The following is a 23854-nucleotide window of genomic DNA, read 5'->3' on the forward strand; positions in this document are numbered from 1 at the left end:
CGGACCACGGGGGTCGTCCACGTGGAGCGGGGGTCAGCCGGCGGCGGACTCCGGCTCGGTGATCAGCGGGTACACGCCGTCCGCGTCGTGCACCTCGCGGCCGGTGACCGGCGGGTTGAACACGCACACGCACGTGATGTCGGTCTTCGGCCGCACCTTGTGCTTGTCGTGGTCGTTGAGCAGGTACAGCGTGCCCGGCTTGAGCTCGTGGATCTCACCGGTGGCGAGGTCCTCGATCTCGCCCTCACCCGAGGTGATGAAGACCGCCTCGTAGTGGTTGGCGTACCAGAAGTAGTTGTCCGTCCCCGCGTACAGCGTGGTCTCGTGGACGGAGAACCCGACACCCTCCTTGGCCAGGATGATGCGCTTGGAACGCCAGTTCTCGGTCTTGATGTCGGCGTCGGTGTCGGTGATCTCGTCGAGCGTGCGAACGAGCATGGAGCCTCCTCGAAGATGTGGTCGGTGGTCGGACGACGGGGCCGGGCGGCTCAGGCGCCCAGGGCCTCCGTGATGGCCTCGTCCAGGATCGTCAGACCCTTGCGCAGCTCGTCCTCGGTGATGGTCAGCGGCGGCAGGAGCTTGACCACCTCGTCGTCGGGACCGGAGGTCTCGACGAGCATGTGGCGCTCGAACGCGCCGGTGGTCACCTTGTCGGCCGTCTCGCCGTCGGGGAACTGCAGACCGCGGGCCAGGCCGCGACCCTTGCTGACCAGGTCCAGCTTCGGGTAGCGGGCGACGATCTCGTCGAAGAAGCCCTCGATGATCTTGCCCTTGGCCAGCACGTCCTTCTCCAGGGCGTCGTCCGACCAGTAGGTGCGCAGGGCCTCGGAGGCCGTGGCGAACGCCGGGGCGAAACCACGGAACGTGCCGTTGTGCTCACCCGGCTCGAAGATGTCGAGCTCGGGACGCACGAGCGTGATCGCCAGCGGCAGGCCGTAGCCGGAGATCGACTTCGACAGCGTGATGATGTCGGGGACGATGCCGGCCTCCTCGAAGGAGAAGAAGCCGCCGGTGCGCCCGCAGCCCATCTGGATGTCGTCCAGGATGAGCAGGATGCCGTGACGCTTGCAGAGCTCGGACAGGGCGCGCAGCCACTCGGCGCGAGCCGCGTTGATGCCGCCCTCGCCCTGCACCGACTCGACGATGATCGCCGCCGGCTCGTTGAGACCGCTGCCGGAGTCGCCGAGCAGGCGCTCCAGGTAGGCGAAGTCGTCCTCGGCGCCGCTGAGGTAGTCGTCGTACGGCATCGGGGTCGCGTGCACCAGGGGGATGCCGGCGCCGCCGCGCTTCATCGAGTTACCGGTCACCGAGAGGGCGCCCAGCGTCATGCCGTGGAAGGCGTTGGTGAAGTTGATGACGGACTCGCGGCCGGTCACCTTGCGGGCGAGCTTGAGCGCCGCCTCGACGGCGTTGGCGCCACCCGGGCCGGGGAAGATGACCTTGTGGTCCAGACCGCGCGGCTCGAGGACGTGGGAGTTGAAGGTCTCCAGGAACTCACGACGCGCCGTGGTGAACATGTCCAGCGAGTGGACCATGCGGTCGTCGGCGAGGTAGTCGATCAGGACCTTCTTCAGCACCGGGTTGTTGTGCCCGTAGTTCAGCGAGCCGGCGCCCGCGAAGAAGTCCAGGTAGGCCGTGCCGTCTTCGGCAAAGACCGTCGCGCCGGTCGCGCGGTCGAACACCACGGGCCAGGCACGGGAGTAGCTGCGGACCTCGGACTCGAGGGCCGAGAAACCCGTGGGGTCGTCGTGGGAGGACGCGTCGGGGGTCGGTGCGGACAGGGTTGTCACGGAGGACACTCCTTCGATGATGCGCGCCGGTGCGGTGAAAGAAGGGACAGGACTGCGTCGTCACCTGCGCGCCGAACCGGCGCAGTCCGAAGTGGTGGGTCAGCGGAAGCCGTCGATCACCAGCAGGGGCTCGGCCTCGTGGCCGTCCGGGAAGTGGTGCGCCTCGAACCCGGTGACCTCGCGCAGGGTCCCGCCCCGCTGCTCGGCCCACCGCTGGAAGACGCGGCGGGAGGACTGGTTGTCCTCGGTCACGGTGGTCGTCAGGGAGGTCACCTCGGGGTGGGCGTCGATCACGGCGTCGATGAGGCGGCCGGCCAGGCGGTGGCCTCGGGCCCGCTCGTCGACCGCGACCTGCCACAGGAAGTAGCGGGTCGGGTCGGCCGGCAGCCGGTACCCGCTGACGAAGCCGACGACGTCGTCACCCATGAGGGCGATGCGACAGGTGTCGCCGAAGTGGTCGGCCAGCAGCAGGTAGGCGTAGGAGGAGTTGAGATCGAGCTCCCCGGAGTCCCGCGCGACGCGCCACATGGCGCCGCCGTCGGAGACGTCGGGGCGTCGGATCGTCAGGGTGGGCTCGTCAGCCCGCGAGGCCGTGTCGGCGGTCGCGGGTGCGTTCGGTCCTGTCTCTGGGATCGTCATACCGTACTCAACCATAGACAGATCATCGGCAAAATCTCACGCCCGTCCCACCGGACGATGAGTCCGGAACCCGAGGTCAGGGCGCGACGGCGCTGGTCGGGGCTGCACCGGGCGCACATGTGTGGATACGGTGAGAGGTCGGCCGGACGGTGGCGACGACGTCGATCGACGCCGTCGCCACCGTCCCGCCGGGTGGCGTCAGCCCGAGAACGGCGTGGCGGAGACGATCCGCACGGGGATGTCGCGGCCGTTCGGCGCGGTGTACGTCGCGTCGTCGCCGACCTTCTTGCCGTCGATGGCGGCACCCAGCGGCGAGGTGGGGGAGTACACGTCGAGGTCGGTGGTGTCCGCGATCTCGCGGGAGCCGAGCAGGAACGTCATCTCGTCCCCGGCGACCTCGGCGGTCACGACCATGCCGGCCTCGACGGTGCCGTCGTCGGCGGGCCGGCTCACGGCGACGTGGCGCAGCTTCTCGGTGAGCTCGCGGATGCGCGCCTCGTTCTTCGCCTGCTCCTCGCGGGCGGCGTGGTAGCCGCCGTTCTCCTTGAGGTCACCCTCGTCACGGGCCGCGGCGATCCGCTCGGCGATGGCGGTGCGCGCCGGGCCGGAGAGGTGTTCCAGCTCCGCCGTCAACCGGTCGTGAGCTTCCTGGGTGAGCCAGGTGACGTTGGTCTCGGTCACGTGGACTCTCCTTTCTGGTGCTCGTCGGTGCCCGGCGCGCGCCGCGCGTTCGTCCGGCCGACGGACGTCGGCACGCGCGTCGGCTCGTGCTGGACTTCGTGTGAAACGTCCAGGATACCGGACGTCGGCGTCCGGCGGGTGGCGCGACGCGGCCCCGGAGGGTTCAGCCGCCGGTCGCCGTGCACCCCGCGACCACGGCGGACGTCGCCTCCTGGAAGGTGCCCACGGTGACCTCGTACGCGCTGGTCCGGGTCTCCGCCGGGCCGACCGGGACGTCGAGCGTGCCGACCTGGGCGTAGCTGGGTGCCAGGGCCTCCACGGTGCAGGTCGCGGTGGTCCCGACGGGCATGTGCACCTGGAAGGTGACGGCGACCTCCTCGGGTCCGAGCACGTCGAACCCGACGACGTCGTGGGCGACCGGGTCGCTGCGCTGCTGCAGCATCGCGAACCAGGCCGTCAGGGCCACCGCCGCCGCGAGGGCCACCGCGATCGCGACCCGGGCGCCACGACCGAGGGCGCCGCCACGGGGTGCCGGGACGCCGGCCGGGCGCGCCGACCCGTACCGGTCGGTGGGGACGGCAGGTTGCTGCGGCTCGCTCATGCCACCATTGTCCCTGACGACCGCGGACGCCCCGCACCACCCTGGGAGGACTCTTGACCGGCGAGCCACTGCGCCTGATGGCGGTGCACGCGCACCCTGACGACGAGTCGAGCAAGGGGGCCGCGACCACGGCCCGCTACGCCGCCGAGGGTGTCGAGGTGCTGATCGTCACCTGCACCGGCGGTGAGCGCGGCGACGTGCTGAACCCCTCCTTCGAGGCTCCCGAGGGGCACGAGTTCGATTCCGTCGAGGGTCGCCTCGCCGTGCGCCGGCTGGAGATGGCGGCCGCCGCCGAGGCGCTCGGCGTCCGGCAGCACTGGCTGGGGTTCGTCGACTCCGGCCTGCCCGAGGGCGACCCGAGGCCCCCGCTGCCCGAGGGCTGCTTCGCCCTGGTCCCGCTCGAGGAGGCGGCGGCACCGCTGGTGGAGCTCGTGCGCGAGTTCCGGCCGCACGTGATGACGACCTACGACCCCTCGGGTGGCTACCCGCACCCGGACCACATCAAGTGCCACGAGGTGTCGGTCGAGGCCTACCGCGCCGCCGGTGACGCCGACCGGTACGCGGTCGAGGGCGGTGCCGAGGCCTGGGCGCCCGCCAAGCTCTACTACAACCACGGGTTCTCCCTGGACCGTCTGCGTGCCGTGCACGAGGCGATGGAGGGCGCCGGGCTGGAGTCGCCGTTCGGCGACTGGATCGAGTCCCGGGCCGCCCGCGAGATCCCGGAGCGGGAGGTGACCACGCGCATCGAGGTCGCCCCGTACTTCGCCCGGCGTGACGCCGCGCTCACCGCGCACGCCTCGCAGATCGACCCCGACGGCTTCTTCTTCGCGGTGCCGCGGGACATCGAGGCGGACGTGTGGCCCACCGAGGAGTTCGAGCTCGCCGACTCCCGGGTGCCCACCGAGCTGCCGGAGACCGACCTGTTCGCCGGCCTGCGCGAGGAGTCCGCATGACGACGAGCCTGATGACCATCGTCCTGGCCGACGTCACCCCGGGCCCGTCCCCGAGCCCGACGGCCCGGGTGCTGGAGGACTGGGAGGTGACCCCCGGGCTGGAGGGGTTCCTGGCGACCTTCGCGGTCGCCGTCGCCGCCGTCCTGCTCTTCCTCTCGTTGAGCCGGCACCTGCGCAAGGCGGACACGTACGCGCGCGACCACGGCATCGAGGTCCCGGAGCGACGCAGCATCGGCATCCGTCGTGGCGCGGTGGACGACGGCGGGTCGTCCGCGGTCACCCCCACCTCGCCCGACGTCGGACCCGCGCCCGGGCAGCGGGACGACGACCCCGGCGAGCCGGGGACGAGCGGGTCGCCGGACGGCGGCCGGGAGCCGCGATGACGGTCCGCGTCACGGTCGCGCAGGTCACGGTCGCCGACGACCACGAGGCCAACCGCTACCTCGTGGCCGACGCCTTCGCGCAGGCCGCGAAGGTCGACGCCGACCTGCTCCTGCTGCCCGAGTACTCCTCCGGCTACCACCGGTCCGGGGTGGGCATCGAGCACGCCGAGGAGCTGGACGGTCCGTACGTGACGCTCCTGCGCCGGCGGGCTGCGGAGACCGGGGTGGCCGTGATCGCCGGGACGACGCTGCCGGGTGACGACCCCGCGCCGGACGGCGGACCCCGCAAGGGTGTCAACGCACTCGTCGCCGTCGACGGTGCCGGCGAGCTGGTGGGGGTGTACCGCAAGGTGCACCTGTACGACGCGTTCGGCACCCGCGAGTCGGACCGGCTGCAGCCGGGGCCCGTGGACGCCGAGCCGTTGACGATCCGCCTCGGCGACCTGACCTTCGGCGCCATCACCTGCTACGACCTGCGGTTCCCCGAGTCCGCGCGCCGGGTGGTCGACGCCGGTGCCGACGTGCTCGTGGTGCCCGCCGCCTGGGTGGCCGGACCGCTGAAGGCCGAGCACTGGCGCACGCTGCTCACCGCCCGCGCGATCGAGAACACGGTCGTCGCGATCGGGGTCGGCATGGCGGGCAAGGGGGTCACGGGGCGGTCGGTCCTCGTCGGCCCGGACGGCGTCGTCGGGCTCGAGCTGGACGAGACGCCGCAGCTGCGCACCGTGGACCTCGACGCCGACGAGCTGGCGAAGGCCCGTGCGGCCAACCCCTCGCTGGCGAACCGGCGCTACACCGTCGTCCCCCGCGAGGACCGCGGGTCCTCGCGGGAGGGGTGAGTCGTCTCAGACGGCGAGCGAGGCGAGGAAGATCGCCACGGTGTGGCAGGTGAACCCGACCACCGTCAGCACGTGGAAGATCTCGTGGAACCCGAACCAGCGCGGCGACGGGTCGGGGAACTTCGTGCCGTAGACGACCGCCCCGAGCGTGTAGGCCAGACCCCCGCCGGCGACCAGCCAGACGACGGCCGGCCCGCCCGCGGCGCCGAACTGGCCGAGGTAGGCGACCGCCACCCAGCCCAGCGCGACGTAGACCGGCACGTAGAGCCAGCGGGGCGAGTTCATCCACAGCACCCGGGTCAGGAGGCCGGCGATGGCGCCGCTCCACACGATGGTGAGCAGGACGGTGGCGTCGCGCGGGTCCAGGAGGGCGACCGCGAGCGGGGTGTAGGTGCCCGCGATGATGAGGAAGATGTTCGCGTGGTCCATCCGGCGCAGCGCCGCCTCGACCGGCGGTGACCAGTTGCCCCGGTGGTAGACCGCGCTGGTGCCGAACAGCAGCAGGGCGCTCAGGCCGAAGACCGCCGCGGCGACCTTGCCCGCCACGGGCTCGGCCAGCACGACCAGCACGATGCTGGCGGCCAGCGCGAACGGGGCGGTGACGGCATGGATCCAGCCCCGCAGCTTCGGCTTGAGACGGCGCGCCTGGGTGGTGGCACCGGTCGCGACGGTCTGCACGACGTCGGAGACGGTCTGACGCGCGTCGTGCGCGGCGCCCTTGGCCGCTGACCCGACGTCGGCGGGGTCCGGGACGGTGATGCGCCGCTCGTGCGGGGCGGATCCGGTCACGAGTCCTCCTTGCTGGGACGACAACCTACGGTTCCGTAGGTTACGCCAGCGTAGGGGTGCTCCGCCATGATCCCGACCGGGAGTCTGTGAAGATCGTGCGACGACTCCGCGCGTGCTTCCCGCCCGCCTCGATCCGTTGCTTCCGGCGACGTCCGGCGGCGGTACCGTTGTCCCGGTTCGTCCACCCCCGAGCACCCGTGAGGATCTGCGTGCGTCTGCCCCATCCGCTGTACCGGCTGTACGAGCGTCGGCTCTCGGCGTCGCTGCCGCCCGCGCAGATGCCGCGGCACGTCGGCGTCATCCTCGACGGCAACCGCCGGTGGGCGAAGTCCTTCGGGGAGACCGCGGCCACCGGGCACCGGCGCGGCGCCGACAAGATCGCCGAGTTCCTGGGCTGGGCCGAGGAGCTCGGCATCGAGGTCGTCACCCTCTGGATGCTGTCCACCGACAACCTGGCCCGGTCCGAGGGCGAGCTGGCCGACCTGCTGGACATCATCTCCGACGCCGTGCGCGACCTGGCCGAGACCGGGCGGTGGCGGCTGCGCATCGTGGGCCGGCTCGACCTGCTGCCCGAACGTCTCGTGCGCACCCTGCGCGCGGCCGCCGCGGCGACCGCCGACGTCGAGGGGCTGCACGTCAACGTCGCCGTCGGGTACGGGGGCCGCCACGAGATCGCCGACGCCGTCCGGTCCTACCTGCGGCTCGAGCAGGAACGCGGCACGACCCTGGCCGAGCTGGCCGAGCGGCTCGACGTCGAGGACATCGCCGCCCACCTGTACACCAAGGGCCAGCCCGACCCCGAGCTCGTCATCCGCACCTCGGGCGAGCTGCGCGTCGGCGGTTTCCTCATGTGGCAGAGCGCGCACAGCGAGCTGTCGTTCTGCGAGGCCTACTGGCCCGACTTCCGCCGGGTGGATTTCCTGCGTGCGCTGCGCGACTTCTCCCGCCGTGAGCGCAGACTGGGGCGGTGAGGACGCGAACCGGCCCCGGCGCCGGGACTGGAGGTCGGACACGATGACGACGCACGCGGTGCCCGGGTCGGCCCGGCGGGCGGCGGAGACCTGGGAGGCGCTGTTCCGCGCCCAGGTCACCCTGATGCGGCGGTTCCAGGCCGACGAGGTCTGGGTCGAGCTCTCGCTGCGCGAGTACGACGTCCTGTTCACCCTGTCCCGCTCGGACGACGGCACGATGCGCCTGCGGCAGCTCAACGAGAACGTGCTGCTGGCCCAGTCGTCCCTGTCGCGGATGGTCGAGCGGCTCGAGGCCCGGGGGCTGCTGTGCCGGTCGGTGCCCGAGGACGACGCGCGCGGGACGCTGGTCGGGCTCACGGACGCGGGCCGCCGGCTGCAGCGCCGGGTGGGTGCGCGGCACGTGCGGGCGATGGACCAGTACGTCGGAGGTGCCCTGGACGCCGAGGAGCAGGCCGAGCTCGTGCGGTTGCTGACGAAGCTGCGGACCGCGCAGGCCGACATCCCCGACTGGACCCCTCACGGTTGACCAGGGTCGATATTCTCGCCGGGTGACACCGTCGACACCCGCCGACCCGCTCCCTCCCGCCGAGCGACCGCACGTGGTGCTGGCGCCCGACGCGTTCAAGGGGACGCTGGACGCCACCGAGGTCGCCGTCGCCCTGCGAGACGGCGTGCTGGCCGCCGCTCCGGAAGCCAGGGTGACCTCGCTCGCCATGGCCGACGGCGGGGAGGGCACGCTGGACGCCCTCGTGGCCTCCTGGCAGTCGGCCGTGCGCACGGTGGAGACCGTCGACGCGATCGGTCGCCCCACCGTGGCGCGGTGGACCGTCTCCCCGGACGGGCTGATCGGGGTGGTCGAGCTGGCCGAGGCCAGCGGGCTGCCCCGGGTGAGCGACGAGCCGCTCCAGCCCCTGCACGCGAGCACGCGCGGGACGGGTGACGTCGCCGCGGCCGTCCTGGACGCCGGGGTGCACGAGGTGCTCGTGTGCCTGGGTGGTTCCGCCTCGACCGACGGCGGCGCCGGGATCCTGACCGGGCTGGGCGCCCGGCTGCTCGACGGCGAGGGGCGGGTGGTCCCCGACGGCGGCGAGGGCCTGGCCCGGGCGGCCGCGATCGACCTGTCCGGGCTGCACCCGCGCGCCCGCGAGGTGCGCTGGCGGCTGGCCGTGGACGTCACGAACCCGCTGCTGGGCGAGCACGGTGCCGCGGCGGTCTTCGCCCCGCAGAAGGGGGCGGGCCCGGGTGAGGTGGCCTTCCTCGACGAGGCGCTGACCCGGTGGGCGAACCTCCTCGAGCGGGAGACCGCCGTCCGCGTCCACGAGCTGCCCGGGGCCGGGGCCGCCGGGGGCGTCCCGGCGGGGCTGGCCGCCGTCCTGGGCGCCGCGCTGGAGCCGGGGGCGCTGCTCGTCGCCGAGGCGGTGGGCCTGCCGGCCGCGCTGTCCGACGCCGCGCTCGTGATCACCGGGGAGGGCTCGTTCGACTCCCAGTCCGTGCGCGGCAAGGTGGCCGACGGCGTGGCGCGCCTGGCCGCCGTGTCCCCGGCCCGCCCGCCCGTGGTCGTCGTCGCGGGTCAGGTGCTGCTGCCGGCCGAGCAGACCCGGGCCGCCGGGATCGCGGCGGCCTTCTCGGTCGCTCCCGGTCCCGTCGACCTGGAGCACCTGATCCCGCGGACGGCGACGAGGCTGTCCGAGGTCGCGGCCTCCGTCACGAACCTGCTGCAGGTGACCGCGTGGCGCTCCGGCGGGTCGTCGGTCCGGACGTGACGGCGGCGGTCGCCGGGACGCCGCGTCCCGGCGACCGCCGCCCGCGGCCTGGCGCGACGATCAGCCGCCGGCCTCGATGGTGTGGGGTTCGGAGCGGTGCGACACCTCGATGCGCCGCGGCTTGGCCTCCTCGGCGACCGGGATGGTCAGCGTCAGCACGCCGTCGGCGTAGGAGGCCGAGATGTGGTCGAGCGCCAGCCCGCGCCCGAGCGTGATCTGACGTGCCACGGTGCCGGCCGGGCGCTCGCGGAGCAGCCACTGGCCCTCGCCGGAGCGTCCGGTCCGCTCGGCCCGGACGGTCAGCGTGCGGTCCTCGACCGAGACGTCGATGCTGCCGGGGTCGATCCCGGGCAGGTCGGCGGCCAGGACGAAGTGGTCGTCCTCGCGGAACAGGTCCATCGGCATGGCCGAGACGTTCCGCGCCGTGAGGGGGAAGGAGCCGAAGAGCCGGTCCATCTCCTGGAACGGGTCCCAGTACGTAGCCATCGCGCATCACCTCCTCGGCGAGGCCGCACCCGCGACCTCGATCCGCGACGGGTGCGCCGGTCCGTCCGGCGTCACCTGGCTACACCCTCAGAATTAGCACTCTCGACCCGAGAGTGCCAGCGTCGGATGTTCGCCGTGAGCGAACGATCCGGGATCAGGGCGCGACGTCGTCGTGCAGCACGACCCGGGACAGCTCGACCCCGCCGCCGGGCAGCTGCCAGTAGTGCAGCCGGCGCGCCTGGGGTGCGCTGACCTGCAACGACAGGCGCATCGCCTGGGCGCCGTCCGACTCGCGGACCCGGTACGGGTCGCTGCCACCGTCCCCGCGTCGCAGGCGGTGCAGCTCGTAGCCCGCGACGTCGTGGGCCCGGCCGGTCAGCACCATGACGATCGCCCGGTGCACACGGTCCTCGAAGCCACGCCCCGGTCCCGCGAGCGAGTCGCAGAACCGGGGACCGACGTCGTAGTCGGGCAACGGGTGGTCGACCTTCTCGTCGGGCCCGATCAGCTCGGCCCAGGCGCGGTAGACGTCGTGGCGGAGCTGGTCCTCCGGGTCCGTGAAGAGCCGGTCGGGTACCGCCGCGGTGGCCGGTTCCCCGGCACGTTGCTTGCGCGCGGACCGGATCCGCGCCTTGTACCGCTCGGCGTCGCGGTGCATCCGGTCGAGGTGGTCCCGCTGCTCGCGCGCCAGGTCGCGCAGGCCCGCGACCTCGACCTCGAGCGTCCTGACCGCGGCGCGCAGCTCGACGTTCTCCCGCTCGGCGAGGTGCGCCCGGGCACGGTACTCGTGCACGGACCGCTCGAGCTGCCGGACCAGGGCCTTGCGCTCGCCGGGCGGGGAGGCGTCCACCTCGGTGCTGTCGTCCGGGCAGGACGTCGAGGCGGCGGGCACCGGCGCGGAGGACCGCCCCGGTGGCGGCACGGCGCGGCGCGGGCCGGGGCCGGGCGTCGGGCGGGCAGCAGGGGGCGGCTCGGGGACCGTCGTCGGCTCCGGGCCGAGATCCTCGTCCGGGGGCACGGTCGGCGCCGGGAGCCAGGGCGGTCCGCCGTCGAGCAGGCTGATCGCGGGCAGCACGCCGGCGGTGTCGTCGACGTCGTCGAGACGCAGCGCCGGCTGCCGGTGGCCGCCGGCAGGACCGGGTACGGGGCGGGGTGGCTGCATGCGGGCCGCGACCACCTCGCCCACGGTGAAGAGGTCGCGCAGGTCGTCGTCGCCCCGGCTGGCGTGCTCGCGGTGCACGCGCACGGCCACCGCCGGTGCGAGGGCGAGGGTGACCTCGTCGGCCTCCACGCGGTGCACCTGCGCCGGCACGACGGCGCCGGCCGGGTAGGCGGCCAGCACGCGCGAGGTCTGGGCGACGGGGTCGGGCAGCATGCCGCGCACGTCCAGACGCCGCGTCCCGGCGTCCAGCACGCCGTGCACCGCCATGCCCGGCGCCAGGAGGCGGTCGATCGGCACGACGGGCAGCGTCAGCTCCTGGGCCACCTGCGCCGTCGCGCCGTCGGCGGTCTGCACCAGGGCGCGCGTGCCGACGAGACCGAGCACCGTGCCGCTGGTCGCGGCGGGAGCGGTCGGCAGCAGGCTCACGGTGACGAGGCCGGCGCGCGTGGCCGCCGTCAGGGCGTCCTGCACGAGCCGGTCGTGCACCCGCGTGCCCTCGGCGGCGTCGTACGCGATCCACAGCGGCGAGCGGGCGACGTCGTGCACCCAGCCGACGCCCACCGGGTAGACCCGGGAGGCGCCGCCGTAGACCTGGGTGGCGTCCGGCATGCCGTGCGAGAAGGCCCACGACGGGTCGCCCGCGTGGATCACGACGACCTCGGCCAGGCCCTGGACGTCGTCGAGCACGCGGTCCGCGTCGACGAAGGGGCGGCCCCGGTCCTGCGGGGTGGAGACGACCACGACGGGCCAGGTGCGGTCGGGGTGCTGGAGGCGGGCGGCGAGCTCCTCCGCCTGCACGGTGGTGCGCACCTGGCCCACCGTGGCGGGGGGTCGCGCGGGTCCCGTCCGGCCCGGCGCGGAGGCGGTGCGGGTGCTCGTCACGGGGCCTCCTCGCTCACGGTCCGGACCGGGTCCGTCGAGAGTACCCGCGCACGTCCGGGTCGGCGCGGGGTCGAAGATGACGTCCTGTCCGTTCAATGTCACGGCGGGGCGGCGGCGAGCCGGTCCGGAGCACCCCTGGGCTCGGTGGATGATGGGACCATGTCGACGACCCCCCGGCCGACGGCCGATCCCACCCCGTACGACGCGCTGCTGCTGTTCTCCTTCGGCGGCCCGAACAAGCCGGAGGACGTCGTCCCGTTCCTCCGCAACGTCACCGCGGGCAAGGGGATCCCCGACTCCCGGCTGGAGGAGGTCGGCGAGCACTACTACGCGTTCGGCGGCAAGAGCCCGATCAACGACCAGAACCTCGCGCTCAAGGCCGCGATCGAGGCCGAGCTGGCCGCGCGCGGGATCGAGCTGCCGGTCGTCTGGGGCAACCGCAACTGGGAGCCGTACACCGACGACGCCGTCACCGAGCTCGAGGCGCTCGGTGCCGAGCGCGCGGTCGCGCTCGTCACCTCGGCCTACTCGAGCTACTCCGGCTGCCGGCAGTACCGCGAGGACCTGGCCGTGACGCTGCAGCAGCGCGGTCAGCTCGACGAGAACGGGTCGACGGGCGTCCAGTTCGACAAGATCCGGTCGTACTTCAACCACCCCGGCTTCGTGCAGGCCAACGTCGAGGCCGTCCTCGACGGCTACGCCGCGCTGGAGGAGAAGGGCGGCTCGCCCGCGGACGCGAAGCTCGTGTTCGTCACGCACTCCATCCCGGACACGATGGAGGCGGCGTCCCGCATCTCGCAGGCCACCTACTCCACCCAGCACCTGGACGTCGCCGCCGTCATCGCCGCCCGGGTCGCCGAGGCGCGCGGCCACGAGGTCTCGTGGGAGCTGGCCTACTGCTCGCGGTCCGGCCCGCCGACCCAGCCGTGGCTCGAGCCGGACGTCAACGACCTGCTGACCGAGCGTGCCGGCGAGGGCCTGCGCGACGTCGTCATGGCGCCGATCGGCTTCATCTCGGACCACATGGAGGTCGCCTACGACCTCGACACCGAGGCGATGGAGACCGCCACCGAGCTCGGGATGACGGCCGTGCGCGCCGGCACCGTGGGGACGCGGCCCGCCTTCGTGGCCGGGCTGGTGGACCTGCTGCTCGAGCGGGCGGCCAAGGCCCGCGGCGAGGACGTCGACGAGGCGACCGTCGGGACGCTGCCCCCGTTCCGGTCCGTCTGCGAGGTCGACTGCTGCCTGCGCCGCGACGGTGAGCCCAGCGGCGTCCCGGCGCTGTGCTCGCGCGACGTCAACCGCTGAGCGACCGAGCGATCCTGGAGGAGCATCCGTGAGCGACCAGCACATCCACGCCGACACGGGCGAGGCCGTCGACACCGCCGCGATCAACGAGTCCATCCGCTACGCGATGATCTCGGTGTTCTCGCTCGCGGGGCCGGTGCCGGCGGACGACGCCGAGCGTGCCGCGCTCGCCGCCGAGGCCGAGGACGCCCTGTGGGGCGGCGCTGGCGAGGCCGACCGTGACCCCTCCCGCGCCGACGGTGACGTCGTCGTGCGCGGCGTCTACGACGTCGCCGGGCTGCGTGCGGACGCGGACCTCATGGTCTGGGTGCACGGCCCCACGGTCGAGTCGGTCCAGGGCGCCTACCAGCGGCTGCGCGCCTCGCGCCTGGGTGCCGTGCTGACGCCGGTGTGGTCCGTGGTGGCCCTGCACCGGGCCGCGGAGTTCAACAAGGGGCACGTCCCGGCCTTCCTGGCCGGTGAGGCCCCGCGCGACTACCTGTGCGTGTACCCGTTCGTGCGGTCCTACGAGTGGTACCTGCTCCCGGAGGCCGAGCGCCGCACGATGCTGCGCGACCACGGCATCGCCGCCGCGGGGTACAAGGACGTGCGGGCCAACACGATGAGCACGTTCGCGCTGAGCGACTACGAGTGGCTGCTGCCGTTCGAGGCGGACGCCCTGGACCGCATCGTCGACCTGATGCGGGACCTGCGGGCCACCGAGGCGCGGCTCCACGTGCGCGAGGAGGTCCCGTTCTACACCGGGCCGCGGGTGCCGCTGGCCGCGTGGGTCGACCGGCAGCCCCGCACCCGGGCGTAGCGCCGGCAGGCCGGTCGAGATGCTCAGCATGCTGAGGTTTGGCATGCTGAGGGCATGACGACGCTTCAGGACACACCCCAGCGCCCCGCCACCGCCCGGGACCGCGTCCGGCAGGTCGTGGTCGCCGTCGGCGCGCTCCTCGCCATCCTCGGTGCCGCCGTCGGCTCCGGCGCGTTCGGCGGCCAGCCGATCCAGGAGGCGGCGGACGGTGCGCTGTCCGCCGACGCGACGGTCCTGGCGCCCGACACCCCGGCGTTCTCGATCTGGTCGGTGATCTACACCGGTCTGGTGCTGTTCGCCGTCGTCCAGGCGCTGCCCGGTCGCGCGGCCGACCCCCGTCTGCGGTCCGTGGCGTGGTGGATCCTCGTCTCCATGCTGCTCAACGCCGCCTGGATCGGCGTCGTGCAGGCCGGCTGGCTGTGGGCCAGCGTCGCCGTCATCGCCGGTCTCGTCGCCGTGCTGTCCCTGGTGCTCGTGCGTCTCGTGCGGACCCCCGCCCCCCGCGTGCTCGACGCCGTCGTCACCGACGTCACCGTCGGCCTCTACCTCGGCTGGGTCTCCGTGGCGACGCTGGCCAACACCGCCGCGGCCCTGAAGGCGGCGGACGTCGGCGAGCTGGGCCTGGGCGCCACCGGGTGGGGTGTCGCGCTCGTGGCGGTGGGCGCCGTGCTGGCGCTCGCGGTCGCCCGGTACGGCGCCGTCCGTCCGGCCGTGGTCGTCCCCGTCGGCCTCGCGATCGGCTGGGGTCTCGCCTGGATCGCCGTCGGGCGGACGACGGGGCCGCTGACCGACCAGACGGTGGCGGTCGCGGCCGGCGTCGCCGCCGCCGTGGCCGTGGTCGGCCCGGTCGTGGTCACCCTGGTCCGCCGTCGCCGCGCTCGCGCCTAGCGACCACCACGGTAGCGTCCCGGTCCTCGTCCCATACCCGCTCGGCCCTCAGCCCCGCGGCGACGACGGTCCCCCGCGCTGCCGGCCACTGCCGCGCCGCGATCTCGAACAGCAGCACGCCGCGCGGTGCCAGCCACCGCGGGGCCTGCCCCAGCACCCGCCGCAGCACGTCGAGGCCGTCGGCGCCGCCGTCGAGCGCCGTCGGTGGCTCGTGGTCCCGCGCCTCCGGCGGCATGGTGGCGAGGGCGGCGGTGGGCACGTACGGGGCGTGGCACAGGAGCAGGTCGACGCGGCCCCGCAGGCTGCGCGGGAGCGGGTCGAACAGGTCGCCGGTCGCCACGGCGGCGCCGAGCGGCTCGAGGTTGCGGCGGGCGTAGCCGACCGCCACGGGGTCGACGTCGACGGCGTGCAGCGCGGGGCGCGCACCGGCCGCGGTCAACCCCTCGAGCACGGCGCCGCCGAGCGCGCCGCAGCCGCAGCACAGGTCGACGACCGTCGGGTCCACCGACCCGGGCCGGCGGTCCAGCGCTGCCTCGACCAGCGCCTCGCTGCGACGGCGGGGCACGAAGACGCCTGGTCCCACCGTCCACGTCCTGCCGGCGAGCTCCACCTCGCCGAGCACGTGCTCCAGGGGCTCACCGGCGGTGCGGCGCGCCACGAGCTGCTCCAGCCGCGCCGACCCGGCGGGGGCGGCGCGCAGCAGCACCGCGGCCTCGTCCTCGGCGAAGACGCACCCGGCGTCCCGCAGCCGGTCGGCGAGCGCCGCCGTCGGGTCCCCCGCGGGTCTCAGGGGTAGAGCCCCCGGATCTCGTGCGCCTCGGCGGTGCGCCGCACGCCGATCACCGTCGCCGCGTCCCGCAGGGAGATGCCGTCGCGCCGGGCCAGGGCCGAGACGTCGCCGTAGGCCGAGGCCATGCGCCGCGCCAGCTTCTCGGCGATCTCGTGCGCCGACCACCAGTACGTCTGGTTCGCCTGCACCCACTCGAAGTAGGAGACGACGACACCGCCGGCGTTGGCGAGCACGTCCGGGACGACGGTCACCCCGCGCTCGGCGAGCACGGCGTCACCGGCCGTCGTGGTCGGCCCGTTCGCGCCCTCGACCACCCAGCGGGCACGCACCGTGCGCGCCGACTCGGCGGTCAGCACGCCCTCGACGGCGGCGGGCACGAGGACGTCCACGTCGAGGCCGATGAGCTCGGCGTTGGAGATCGCCTCGGCGTCGTCGAACCCGACGACGCTGCCGGTCTCGGTGACGTGCTCGGCCAGCCGGGCCACGTCCAGCCCGTCGTCGGCCCGCACCCCGCCGTACCGGTCGCTGACGGCGACCACCCGTGCCCCGCGCTCGGCGAAGATCTGCGCGGCGTTCCCGCCCACCTTGCCGAAGCCCTGGATCGCGACGCGCACGTCGTCCATCCGGGCCTCGGCCTCCTTGAGCGCGGCCGCCGTGACGTGCACGATGCCGGCGCTGGTCGCCGTGCCACGGCCCAGCGAACCGCCGATGGCCAGCGGCTTGCCGGTGACCACCGCCGGGATCGTGTACCCCCGGTTGACGGAGTAGGTGTCCATGACCCATGCCATGGTGCGTTCGTCGGTGCCCATGTCGGGGGCCATGATGTCCGTGTCGGGGCCGATCAGCGGCATGATCTCCGAGGTGTACCGGCGGGTGACACGCTCCAGCTCGCCGGGGGTGAAGTCGGCGGGGTCCATGCCCACGCCCCCCTTGGCACCTCCGAACGGCAGGTCGACGATGCCGCACTTCCACGTCATCCACATCGCCAGGGCGCGCACCTCGTCGATGTGCACGCTCGGGTGGAACCGCAGCCCGCCCTTGCCCGGCCCGCGCGAGACGTTGTGCTGGACCCGGTAGCCCTCCAGGAGCACCCGCGAGCCGTCGTCCCGGTGCAGCGGGACCGCGACCTGGATCTCGCGGCGCGGCGTGGCCAGCATCTGGTGCAGCCCGTCGTCGTAGTCCAGGTGCGCGACGGCGGTCGCGAGCTGGGACCGGGCCGTCGCCAGGGGCGATGCCTCGCCCACGGATTCCGGACGGGTCGACGTCGTCGTCACGCGGTTCCTCCTCGGAGGCGTCGGAGGGGCCTCCCGGCGGTGCCCCGGGATGGTCACCGGCCCGGGTCGTGGGCCGTCCCGGTACCGTACCCCGCAGGCCACGGGCGGTCCTGGTGACGGCCTGCGTGCTGTCGGGTTGTCGCAAAGTGCGCTCCGTGCGACCCGTTCTGTACAAGACGGGACGCTGTGATCGGGCGCACCCTGGTGCCATGAGCACCCATGCCACCGATCGCGGAACCGGCCACCCCGGCGCCCGCCCCGAGGCGACCGTGAGCCCGGCCGACCTGGTCGAGGACGCCGTCGCCCTCGCCCACACCTGGATCGACGCGGCCACGCGGACCGACGGTGTCGTCACCCGCGCGGACCGCCGCACGCGCGCGACCGCCGAGCGCCTCGGCGCCCTGGTCGCCAACCCCGCGGGCCTCGACCTCGCCGTCGGGTTCGTCGACGACGTCGCCCGGCCCCAGGATGTCCGGGTCGCCGCCAAGGCGCTCTCCCGCCTCGGTCGGGACGCCGGCGCCGCGTCGTTCCTGTCGCCCGTCGACCGCACCCTCTTCCGGGTCGGGGCCGCCGTCGCCCCCGTCCTGCCGTCCGTCGTCGTCCCGGCCGCCCGCGTGCGGCTGCGCCAGCTCGTGGGCCACCTCGTCGCCGACGCGGGCCGCGGGCTGGGCAAGCACCTCGCCCGGACCCGGTCCGAGGGCTACACCCTCAACGTCAACCTGCTCGGCGAGGCCGTGCTCGGCGACGAGGAGGCAGCGGCCCGGCTCGAGCGCACCGTCGCGCTCGTGCAGCGCCCCGACGTCGACTACGTGTCGGTCAAGGTCTCCTCCGTGGCCGCCCAGCTCGTCACCTGGGACCTCGACGGCTCGCGCGAGCGCGTGGTCGAGCACCTGCTGCCGCTGTACCGCGCGGCCCGCGACCACGGGGTCTTCATCAACCTCGACATGGAGGAGTACAAGGACCTCGCGCTGACCACGGCCGTGTTCCGGGACGTCCTGGACCACCCCGAGCTGCGTGGCCTGTCGGCCGGCATCGTGCTGCAGGCGTACCTCCCCGACGCCCTCGGGGCGCTGGACGAGCTCACCGCGTGGGCCCAGCAGCGGGTCGACGCGGGCGGCGCCCCGGTCAAGGTGCGTCTGGTCAAGGGCGCGAACCTCGCGATGGAGCACGTCGAGGCCGAGCTGCACGACTGGGCGCCGGCGACGTACGACACCAAGGCCGAGGTCGACGCCAACTACGTGCGCATCCTGGACGCGCACCTGACCCCGGAGCGGACCGCCGCCGTCCGCCTCGGCGTCGCCTCCCACAACCTGTTCCACGTCGCCCTGGCGATCCTCCTCGGCCGTGCGCGCGACGTCAGCGCCGGGCTCGACATCGAGATGCTGCAGGGGATGGCCCCGATCGAGGCGCGTCTGGTGCGGGCCGAGGTCGCCCGGGACGGCGGCCAGGTCGTGCTGTACACCCCCGCGGTGCGCGACGAGGACTTCGACGTGGCCATCTCCTACCTCGTGCGCCGCCTCGAGGAGAACGCCGCCGAGCAGAACTTCGTGCACGCGGCCTTCGCCCCGGCGTCCGACGAGCCCGGCGTGCGCGGCACCCCGATGGAGCGGCAGGAGATCGCGTTCCGCGCGTCGGTGACCGACGGGCTGCGTCCGGACCCGGACGCCGTCGTCCCGCGTCGCACCTCCCGCTTCGACACGCCCGCCACGCCGCCGCGCGGTCGTACCTCCGGTGCCGCGGACGGACCCGCCGGGTACGACGGCGACGCGGACGGTACGACCGCGGGGTCGGAGAACGGGCCGCGGACCCGGCCGCGGAGCGGGTCGCCCGACCGACCGGGATCGCCGACCGGTTTCCACAACGCCGTCGACACCGACCCTGCCGTGGCGGCGCACCGCGAGTGGGCCGCCCGCCTGGTCGGCCCCGACAGCGGTTTCGTGCCCGTGCGGACCCCCGAGACGACCGACACCGGCCGGATCGACGAGGCCGTCGCCCGCGCCGTCGAGGTCCGCGAGCAGTGGGCGGCCGTCCCGCCCGGCGGCCGCGCCCGCGTGCTGCGCGAGGCCGCCCGCCGGCTGGAGGCGCGGCGCGGAGACCTCGTGGCCGCCGCCGTGCACGAGGCCGGCAAGACCGTCGCCGAGACCGACCCCGAGGTCACCGAGGGCATCGACTTCGCCGCCTACTACGCGGCGGCCGCCGAGGCGCTCGACACCGTCGACGGCGCGGACTTCGCCCCGGACGGCGTCACGCTCGTCACGCCGCCGTGGAACTTCCCGGTGGCGATCCCCATCGGCGGCGTGCTGGCGGCGCTCGCGGCGGGGTCGACCGTGCTCGCCAAGCCGGCGCCCCCGACACCGCGCTGCTACGAGCTCGCCGTCGAGGCGGTCCAGGACGCCCTGGAGGCCCTCGCACCCGAGCTCGGGCTGCAGGCCGACGTCGCCCGCGACGCCGTGCAGTTCCTGCGGGTGCCCGACGGCGAGGCCGGCAAGCACCTGGTGACCCACCCCGACGTGTCCCGGGTGGTGCTGACGGGCGCGCTGGAGACGGCCCAGATGTTCGCCCGGTGGAACCCGGACCGTCCCGTGCTCGCGGAGACCTCGGGCAAGAACGCGCTGATCGTCACGCCCTCCGCCGACCTCGACCTCGCGGTGGCCGACGTCGTGCGCAGCGCGTTCGGCCACGCCGGCCAGAAGTGCTCGGCGTCGTCGCTGGTGATCCTCGTGGGGTCCGTCGGCGACGAGTCCACCGTGACGGGGGAGAGGTTCCGGCGACAGCTCGTCGACGCCGTGCGGTCGCTCGCCGTCGGACCCGCCACATCGCTGTCGACGGTGATGGGCCCGCTGACCGAGCCGGCCGCCGGCAAGCTGCACCGGGCGCTGACATCGCTGGAGCCCGGTGAGTCCTGGCTGGTCGAGCCCCGGCGGCTCGACGACGTCGCCGACGCCGCGGGGATCGACCCGGACCGGCTGTGGTCGCCCGGGCTGCGCGACGGCGTGGCCCCCGGGTCGTTCTTCCACCTCACCGAGGTCTTCGGCCCGGTGCTCGGCATCATGCGTGCCGCCACGCTCGAGGAGGCCGTCGAGCTGCAGAACGCCGTGTCGTTCGGCCTGACCGGCGGCATCCACTCCCTCGACTCCGACGAGATCGCGACGTGGCTGGACCGCGTCGAGGTCGGCAACGCCTACGTCAACCGGCACATCACCGGCGCGATCGTGCAGCGGCAGTCGTTCGGCGGCTGGAAGGGCTCCGTCGTGGGCCCGGGGGCCAAGGCGGGCGGTCCGAACTACGTCGCCCAGCTCGGCCGCTGGAGCGACGGCGCCGACGTGCCCTCGCGCGCGTCGGACCCGGAGGCCTGGCTCGCCTGGGCCGAGGCCTCCGACGCCGCCGCGTGGGACGCCGAGTTCGGGGTCGCGCACGACCCGACCGGTCTGTCGGTGGAGGAGAACAGCTTCCGCTACCGCCCGGTCCCCGAGGTCACGGTGCGCGTCGGTGACGGCGCCCTGCCGGTCGAGGTGCGTCGCGTGCTCGCCGGTGCCCGCCGGGCCGGGGTGCGGGCCGTCGTCGTCCCCGCGTCCGACGCGGGCTGGGGCGTGCCGCACGAGACCCCGGTCTCGCACGAGGACTTCGCCGCCGCCGTCGCCGAGGGCCGGGTCACCGGTCGGATCCGCGTCGTCGGTGAGGCGCCGGGGCTGCGTGCTGCCGCCGTCGAGCGCGTCGGCGAGGTCACCGTGCTCGACCAGCCGGTGCTCGCCGCCGGGCGGCGCGAGCTCCTGCCGTTCCTGCGCGAGCAGGCCGTCAGCCGGACGAAGCACCGGTACGGGCACCTGCGCGCCTGAGGCCCGCCCGGCCGGGAGATCGATCCGGCCACGGTCCCGTTCCCGGGCGCTGCGCGCCCTCCACGTCGGGGACGGACGACCGTGACCGGACCGATCTCCCGGCCGGTCCTCGTCCGCCGTGGCAGCATGGCGGACGTGACGACTGCGTTCGTGCTGGGCGGCGGAGGCGTCCGCGGTGCCGTGCAGGTCGGGATGCTGCAGGCGCTCTTCGAGGCGGACGTCCACCCGGACCTGATCGTGGGGACGTCCGTCGGGGCCATCAACGGCGCCGCGGTCGCCGCCGACCCGACCCTCGGGGTCGTCGACCGCCTGCTGCAGGCCTGGGCGTCGCCCACGGCCGCCTCGGTCTACGCCGAGCCCTGGTACCGCCAGGTCCGGCACCTGGCCCGCTCCCGGGTCCACGTGTACGACCCGGCCAAGCTTCGCGCGCTCATCGAGGAGGCCGTGGGGGAGCGCCGGACGTTCGCCGACCTGGAGGTGCCCCTCGTCGTCGCCGCGGCCAGCATCGAACGGGCGTCGGAGCACTGGTTCGACACCGGCCCGCTGGTCGAGGCCGTGCTGGCCTCGGCCTCGGTGCCCGGGGCGATGCCGCCCACCGTCATCGACGGGGAGCACTTCGTCGACGGCGGCCTGGTCAACTCGATCCCTCTCGGCGAGGCCGTGCGCCGGGGGGCCACCACCGTGTACGTGCTCCAGGTCGGGCGCATCGAGGAGCCGTTGTCGGCCCCGCGCAGCCCGTCCGACGTGGCGAAGGTCGCCTTCGAGATCTCGCGCCGGCACCGGTTCCACCGCGAGCTCGCCGACGTCCCCGCGGACGTCACCGTGCACGTCCTGCCCTCCGGCGGCTCGCTGCCCGGTGACGAGAAGGTCCGGGCGTACAAGCGGCTCGACGCGACCCGTCACCGGATCGAGCGCTCCTACGAGCGGACCCGGACCTACCTCGCGGAACAGGTCTGAGCATGCTGCCGCCGCGGTGGGTCCGCCGGGTCGTCCTCGCGCCGCTGGTCGTGGCCCTCGCCGTCGTCATGGTCCCGACCACCCTGATGTTCGCCGTGCTGGTCGGCGGCGTGCTCACCTGGGTCGTGCCCGGCGGACTGCGGGTGCTGCGGCTGCTGTGGATGACCGCGTTCTACATCGTGTGGGACGCGACGGCCCTGCTGGCGATGTTCGGGCTGTGGCTCGCCGCGGGGTGCGGCCTGTTCGCCGACCGGCCGTGGTACCGGCGTGCGCACGTCCGGCTGGCCCGCGGGATGCTGGCCCTGTTCTTCTGGCAGGTGCGCTGGACCCTGCGTCTGCGCATCGAGCTGGACGTGCCGGACGCGCTGTCGTTGCCGGAGGCGCCTCTCGTGGTGCTGAGCAGGCACGCCGGCCCGGGGGACTCGTTCATCATCGTCGACCGGCTGCTCGGGCTGTCCGGACGCGCCCCCGCCATCGTGCTCAAGGACACGATGCAGTGGGACCCGGCGATCGACGTCCTCATGAACCGGCTGCCCGCCGCGTTCGTGACGCCCGCCTCGCGGCGTCCCGCGGGTCGCCCCGGCGCCCGCGAGACCGTGCACCGCATCGCCGCCGGGCTGACGGCCGCCGACGCCCTCGTGCTGTTCCCGGAGGGCGGGAACGTCACGCCGCGGCGCCGCGCGGCACGGATCGAGGCGCTGCGCCGGTCGGGGCACGAGGACCTCGCCCGCCGGGCGGAGGCGATGCACGAGGTGATGGCGCCGCACGTCGGGGGATTCGACGCGGCGCTGGAGGGCGCACCCGAGGCTGCCGTGCTGGTGGTGGCGCACACCGGTCTGGACCGGCTGGTCGACGTGCGGGACGTGTGGCGCGAGCTGCCGATGGACAAGACGGTCACGATGCGGGCGTGGCTGCACCCGCCCGGTGCCGTGCCGCGGGACGTCGCCGCCCGCGAGGCCTGGCTGTTCGACCAGTGGCAGGTCCTGGACGACTGGATCGCGGCGCACGCCCCGGCCGACTGAGCCGGGGCGTGCACCGCGGCGGAGGGCTACGCGGACTCGCCCTCGATGAGCCGCGGGATGAAGATCCGCGGTTCGGGGTGGACGTCCTCCCCGCCCAGCATGTCGAGCAGCGACGACGTGGCCGCCGCGACCATCTCGACCACCGGCTGGAGCACCGTGGTCAGCCGCGGGGTCGTGCGCTCGGCCCCCAGCGCGTCGAAACCGACCACCGCCACGTCCTCGGGCACCCGCTTGCCGTGGGCGTGCAGCACGTGGAGCGCACCGGTGGCCATCAGGTCCGACGCCGCGAAGACGCCGTCGACGTCCGGGTGCTCGGCCAGGACCCGCTCCATCGCGGCGGTCCCGCCCTCGACCGTGAAGTCGCCCTCGGCGACGGCATCCGTGGACAGCCCGGCGCGCGTCATCGTCTGCCGCCACCCGTCGAACCGGTCGAGCGTGGCGGTCATGTCCTGCGGACCCGTCAAGGTCGCGATCCGGCGGCAGCCGCGGTCGACGAGCCGCTGCGTCGCCACGCGGGCTCCCGCCCGGTTGTCGACGTCGACGTAGTGCAGGCCCGCGGAGTCGAAGGGGCGGCCGACGAAGACGGCCGGCAGCGCGCCGCCGCGCAGCTCCTGCTCGATCCGGTCGTCCTTGTGGTGCGAGGCGACGATGACGCCGTCCACGTGCCCGCTGGTCAGGTAGCGGGCGATGTGGCCGGGCCGTTCGCCCTGGCGGGCCAGGAGCAGCACGAGCTGCAGGTCCGTCCCGCCGAGCCCCTCGCTCACACCGCGGACGACGCCCGCGAGGAAGGGGTCGGTGAGGATCCGGGCGTCGGGCTCCGGGACCACCAGGGCGATCGAGTCGGTCCGCCGGGTCACGAGCGACCGGGCGGCGCGGTTGGGCGCGTAGCCCAGCCGGACGATCGCGGCGTCCACGGCCTGCTGCGCCTCCGGCGACACCCGGTCGCCGCCGTTGATCGCCCGCGACGCGGTCGAGCGGGAGACCCCTGCGGTGCGCGCGACGTCGTCGAGCGTCGGTGCGATGTGCTTCGTGACCACGGTC

24 protein-coding genes are annotated in these 23854 nt (G+C 74.1%); 13 read left to right on the forward strand and 11 right to left on the reverse strand.

Annotated features, from left to right (window positions below; genetic code table 11):
• Nucleotides 1-33 precede the first annotated feature (33 nt).
• The 5 genes from Q6349_RS05735 to Q6349_RS05755 form a co-directional block, all read right to left on the reverse strand.
• Nucleotides 34-438 (reverse strand): ectoine synthase, encoded by a 405-nt coding sequence (locus Q6349_RS05735; RefSeq protein WP_171246969.1) that lies wholly within the window; start codon nt 436-438, stop codon nt 34-36.
• Nucleotides 439-488: 50 nt separating this feature from the next.
• On the reverse strand, nt 489-1790 hold the full coding sequence (ectB, locus tag Q6349_RS05740) for a diaminobutyrate--2-oxoglutarate transaminase (RefSeq protein ID WP_369810857.1): 1302 nt from the start codon (nt 1788-1790) through the stop codon (nt 489-491).
• A 99-nt stretch (nt 1791-1889) separates the two neighbouring features.
• Nucleotides 1890-2444, reverse strand: coding sequence for a diaminobutyrate acetyltransferase (ectA, locus tag Q6349_RS05745; protein ID WP_304603269.1), 555 nt, complete (start codon nt 2442-2444; stop codon nt 1890-1892).
• A gap of 183 nt (nt 2445-2627) precedes the next feature.
• The gene (greA, locus tag Q6349_RS05750; protein WP_171246967.1) at nt 2628-3110 is read right to left on the reverse strand and encodes a transcription elongation factor GreA; all 483 of its coding nucleotides are present in this window, start codon (nt 3108-3110) and stop codon (nt 2628-2630) included.
• Between the two features lie 163 nt (nt 3111-3273).
• Nucleotides 3274-3711: a DUF4307 domain-containing protein gene (locus Q6349_RS05755; RefSeq protein ID WP_304603270.1), complete on the reverse strand. Its 438-nt coding sequence runs from the start codon at nt 3709-3711 to the stop codon at nt 3274-3276.
• A 53-nt stretch (nt 3712-3764) separates the two neighbouring features.
• Here Q6349_RS05755 and mca point away from each other — a divergent pair, with 53 nt between their 5' ends.
• From mca to Q6349_RS05770, 3 genes are read left to right on the forward strand one after another with little or no spacing between them, the layout of a single operon-like run.
• Nucleotides 3765-4664 carry a mycothiol conjugate amidase Mca gene (gene mca / locus Q6349_RS05760; protein ID WP_304603271.1) on the forward strand — a complete coding sequence of 300 codons (900 nt, stop codon included), beginning with the start codon at nt 3765-3767 and terminating at the stop codon, nt 4662-4664.
• Entirely contained in the window at nt 4661-5047 is a 387-nt protein-coding gene (locus Q6349_RS05765; RefSeq protein ID WP_304603272.1) for a hypothetical protein, read from the forward strand. Before mca ends, Q6349_RS05765 begins: the two co-directional genes overlap by 4 nt.
• Nucleotides 5044-5886 carry a carbon-nitrogen hydrolase family protein gene (locus tag Q6349_RS05770; protein ID WP_304603273.1) on the forward strand — a complete coding sequence of 281 codons (843 nt, stop codon included), beginning with the start codon at nt 5044-5046 and terminating at the stop codon, nt 5884-5886. The genes Q6349_RS05765 and Q6349_RS05770 overlap by 4 nt, the downstream gene beginning before the upstream one ends.
• A 6-nt stretch (nt 5887-5892) precedes the next feature.
• Here the strand turns inward: Q6349_RS05770 and Q6349_RS05775 are convergent, their stop codons facing one another.
• Nucleotides 5893-6471 carry a hemolysin III family protein gene (locus tag Q6349_RS05775; RefSeq protein WP_369810859.1) on the reverse strand — a complete coding sequence of 193 codons (579 nt, stop codon included), beginning with the start codon at nt 6469-6471 and terminating at the stop codon, nt 5893-5895.
• Here Q6349_RS05775 and Q6349_RS15305 point away from each other — a divergent pair.
• From Q6349_RS15305 to Q6349_RS05790, 4 genes are all read left to right on the forward strand, one after another.
• Nucleotides 6374-6583, forward strand: a complete 210-nt coding sequence (locus tag Q6349_RS15305) for a hypothetical protein (RefSeq protein WP_369810860.1) — start codon at nt 6374-6376, stop codon at nt 6581-6583. The two genes, Q6349_RS05775 and Q6349_RS15305, sit on opposite strands and share 98 nt — an antisense overlap.
• Before the next feature lie 301 nt (nt 6584-6884).
• Nucleotides 6885-7646 (forward strand): isoprenyl transferase, encoded by a 762-nt coding sequence (locus Q6349_RS05780; RefSeq protein ID WP_171246963.1) that lies wholly within the window; start codon nt 6885-6887, stop codon nt 7644-7646.
• A 43-nt stretch (nt 7647-7689) separates the two neighbouring features.
• The gene (locus Q6349_RS05785) at nt 7690-8172 is read left to right on the forward strand and encodes a MarR family winged helix-turn-helix transcriptional regulator (protein ID WP_304603274.1); all 483 of its coding nucleotides are present in this window, start codon (nt 7690-7692) and stop codon (nt 8170-8172) included.
• A 22-nt stretch (nt 8173-8194) separates the two neighbouring features.
• Nucleotides 8195-9409 carry a glycerate kinase gene (locus tag Q6349_RS05790; RefSeq protein WP_304603275.1) on the forward strand — a complete coding sequence of 405 codons (1215 nt, stop codon included), beginning with the start codon at nt 8195-8197 and terminating at the stop codon, nt 9407-9409.
• A 60-nt stretch (nt 9410-9469) separates the two neighbouring features.
• Here the strand turns inward: Q6349_RS05790 and Q6349_RS05795 are convergent, their stop codons facing one another.
• Complete coding sequence (locus tag Q6349_RS05795; protein WP_171247642.1) at nt 9470-9895, reverse strand: Hsp20/alpha crystallin family protein; 426 nt, start codon at nt 9893-9895, stop codon at nt 9470-9472.
• 154 nt (nt 9896-10049) lie between these two features.
• Nucleotides 10050-11939 carry a hypothetical protein gene (locus Q6349_RS05800; protein WP_304603276.1) on the reverse strand — a complete coding sequence of 630 codons (1890 nt, stop codon included), beginning with the start codon at nt 11937-11939 and terminating at the stop codon, nt 10050-10052.
• A 159-nt stretch (nt 11940-12098) separates the two neighbouring features.
• Between Q6349_RS05800 and Q6349_RS05805 the strand changes: the two genes are divergently transcribed.
• Genes Q6349_RS05805 through Q6349_RS05815 form a run of 3 tightly spaced genes read left to right on the forward strand, consistent with a single transcriptional unit; the run spans nt 12099 to nt 14934 of the window.
• On the forward strand, nt 12099-13247 hold the full coding sequence (locus Q6349_RS05805) for a ferrochelatase (protein WP_304603277.1): 1149 nt from the start codon (nt 12099-12101) through the stop codon (nt 13245-13247).
• Between the two features lie 28 nt (nt 13248-13275).
• Nucleotides 13276-14046 carry a hydrogen peroxide-dependent heme synthase gene (hemQ, locus tag Q6349_RS05810; protein ID WP_304603278.1) on the forward strand — a complete coding sequence of 257 codons (771 nt, stop codon included), beginning with the start codon at nt 13276-13278 and terminating at the stop codon, nt 14044-14046.
• Between the two features lie 54 nt (nt 14047-14100).
• Nucleotides 14101-14934, forward strand: a complete 834-nt coding sequence (locus Q6349_RS05815; protein WP_304603279.1) for a tryptophan-rich sensory protein — start codon at nt 14101-14103, stop codon at nt 14932-14934.
• Here the strand turns inward: Q6349_RS05815 and Q6349_RS05820 are convergent.
• Together Q6349_RS05820 and Q6349_RS05825 are read right to left on the reverse strand one after the other, a co-directional pair.
• Nucleotides 14900-15724, reverse strand: a complete 825-nt coding sequence (locus Q6349_RS05820; RefSeq protein ID WP_304603782.1) for a putative protein N(5)-glutamine methyltransferase — start codon at nt 15722-15724, stop codon at nt 14900-14902. The two genes, Q6349_RS05815 and Q6349_RS05820, sit on opposite strands and share 35 nt — an antisense overlap.
• A complete protein-coding gene (locus Q6349_RS05825; RefSeq protein ID WP_304603280.1) occupies nt 15721-16998 on the reverse strand; it encodes a Glu/Leu/Phe/Val dehydrogenase in 1278 nt (425 codons plus the stop codon). The genes Q6349_RS05820 and Q6349_RS05825 overlap by 4 nt, the downstream gene beginning before the upstream one ends.
• Nucleotides 16999-17207: 209 nt before the next feature.
• Here Q6349_RS05825 and Q6349_RS05830 point away from each other — a divergent pair, with 209 nt between their 5' ends.
• The 3 genes from Q6349_RS05830 (at nt 17208) to Q6349_RS05840 (ending at nt 22813) form a co-directional block, all read left to right on the forward strand.
• Nucleotides 17208-20834, forward strand: coding sequence for a proline dehydrogenase family protein (locus Q6349_RS05830; protein WP_304603281.1), 3627 nt, complete (start codon nt 17208-17210; stop codon nt 20832-20834).
• A 135-nt stretch (nt 20835-20969) separates the two neighbouring features.
• Nucleotides 20970-21791 (forward strand): patatin-like phospholipase family protein, encoded by an 822-nt coding sequence (locus Q6349_RS05835; protein WP_369810864.1) that lies wholly within the window; start codon nt 20970-20972, stop codon nt 21789-21791.
• A gap of 2 nt (nt 21792-21793) precedes the next feature.
• Nucleotides 21794-22813 (forward strand): 1-acyl-sn-glycerol-3-phosphate acyltransferase, encoded by a 1020-nt coding sequence (locus Q6349_RS05840; RefSeq protein WP_304603282.1) that lies wholly within the window; start codon nt 21794-21796, stop codon nt 22811-22813.
• Between the two features lie 26 nt (nt 22814-22839).
• On the opposite strand, the gene Q6349_RS05845 is transcribed toward Q6349_RS05840, so the two are convergent.
• The gene (locus Q6349_RS05845) at nt 22840-23850 is read right to left on the reverse strand and encodes a LacI family DNA-binding transcriptional regulator (protein WP_304603283.1); all 1011 of its coding nucleotides are present in this window, start codon (nt 23848-23850) and stop codon (nt 22840-22842) included.
• Nucleotides 23851-23854 lie beyond the last annotated feature (4 nt).

The organism is Isoptericola sp. 178 (genome assembly GCF_030586525.1).
GTDB lineage: Bacteria > Actinomycetota > Actinomycetes > Actinomycetales > Cellulomonadaceae > Isoptericola > Isoptericola sediminis.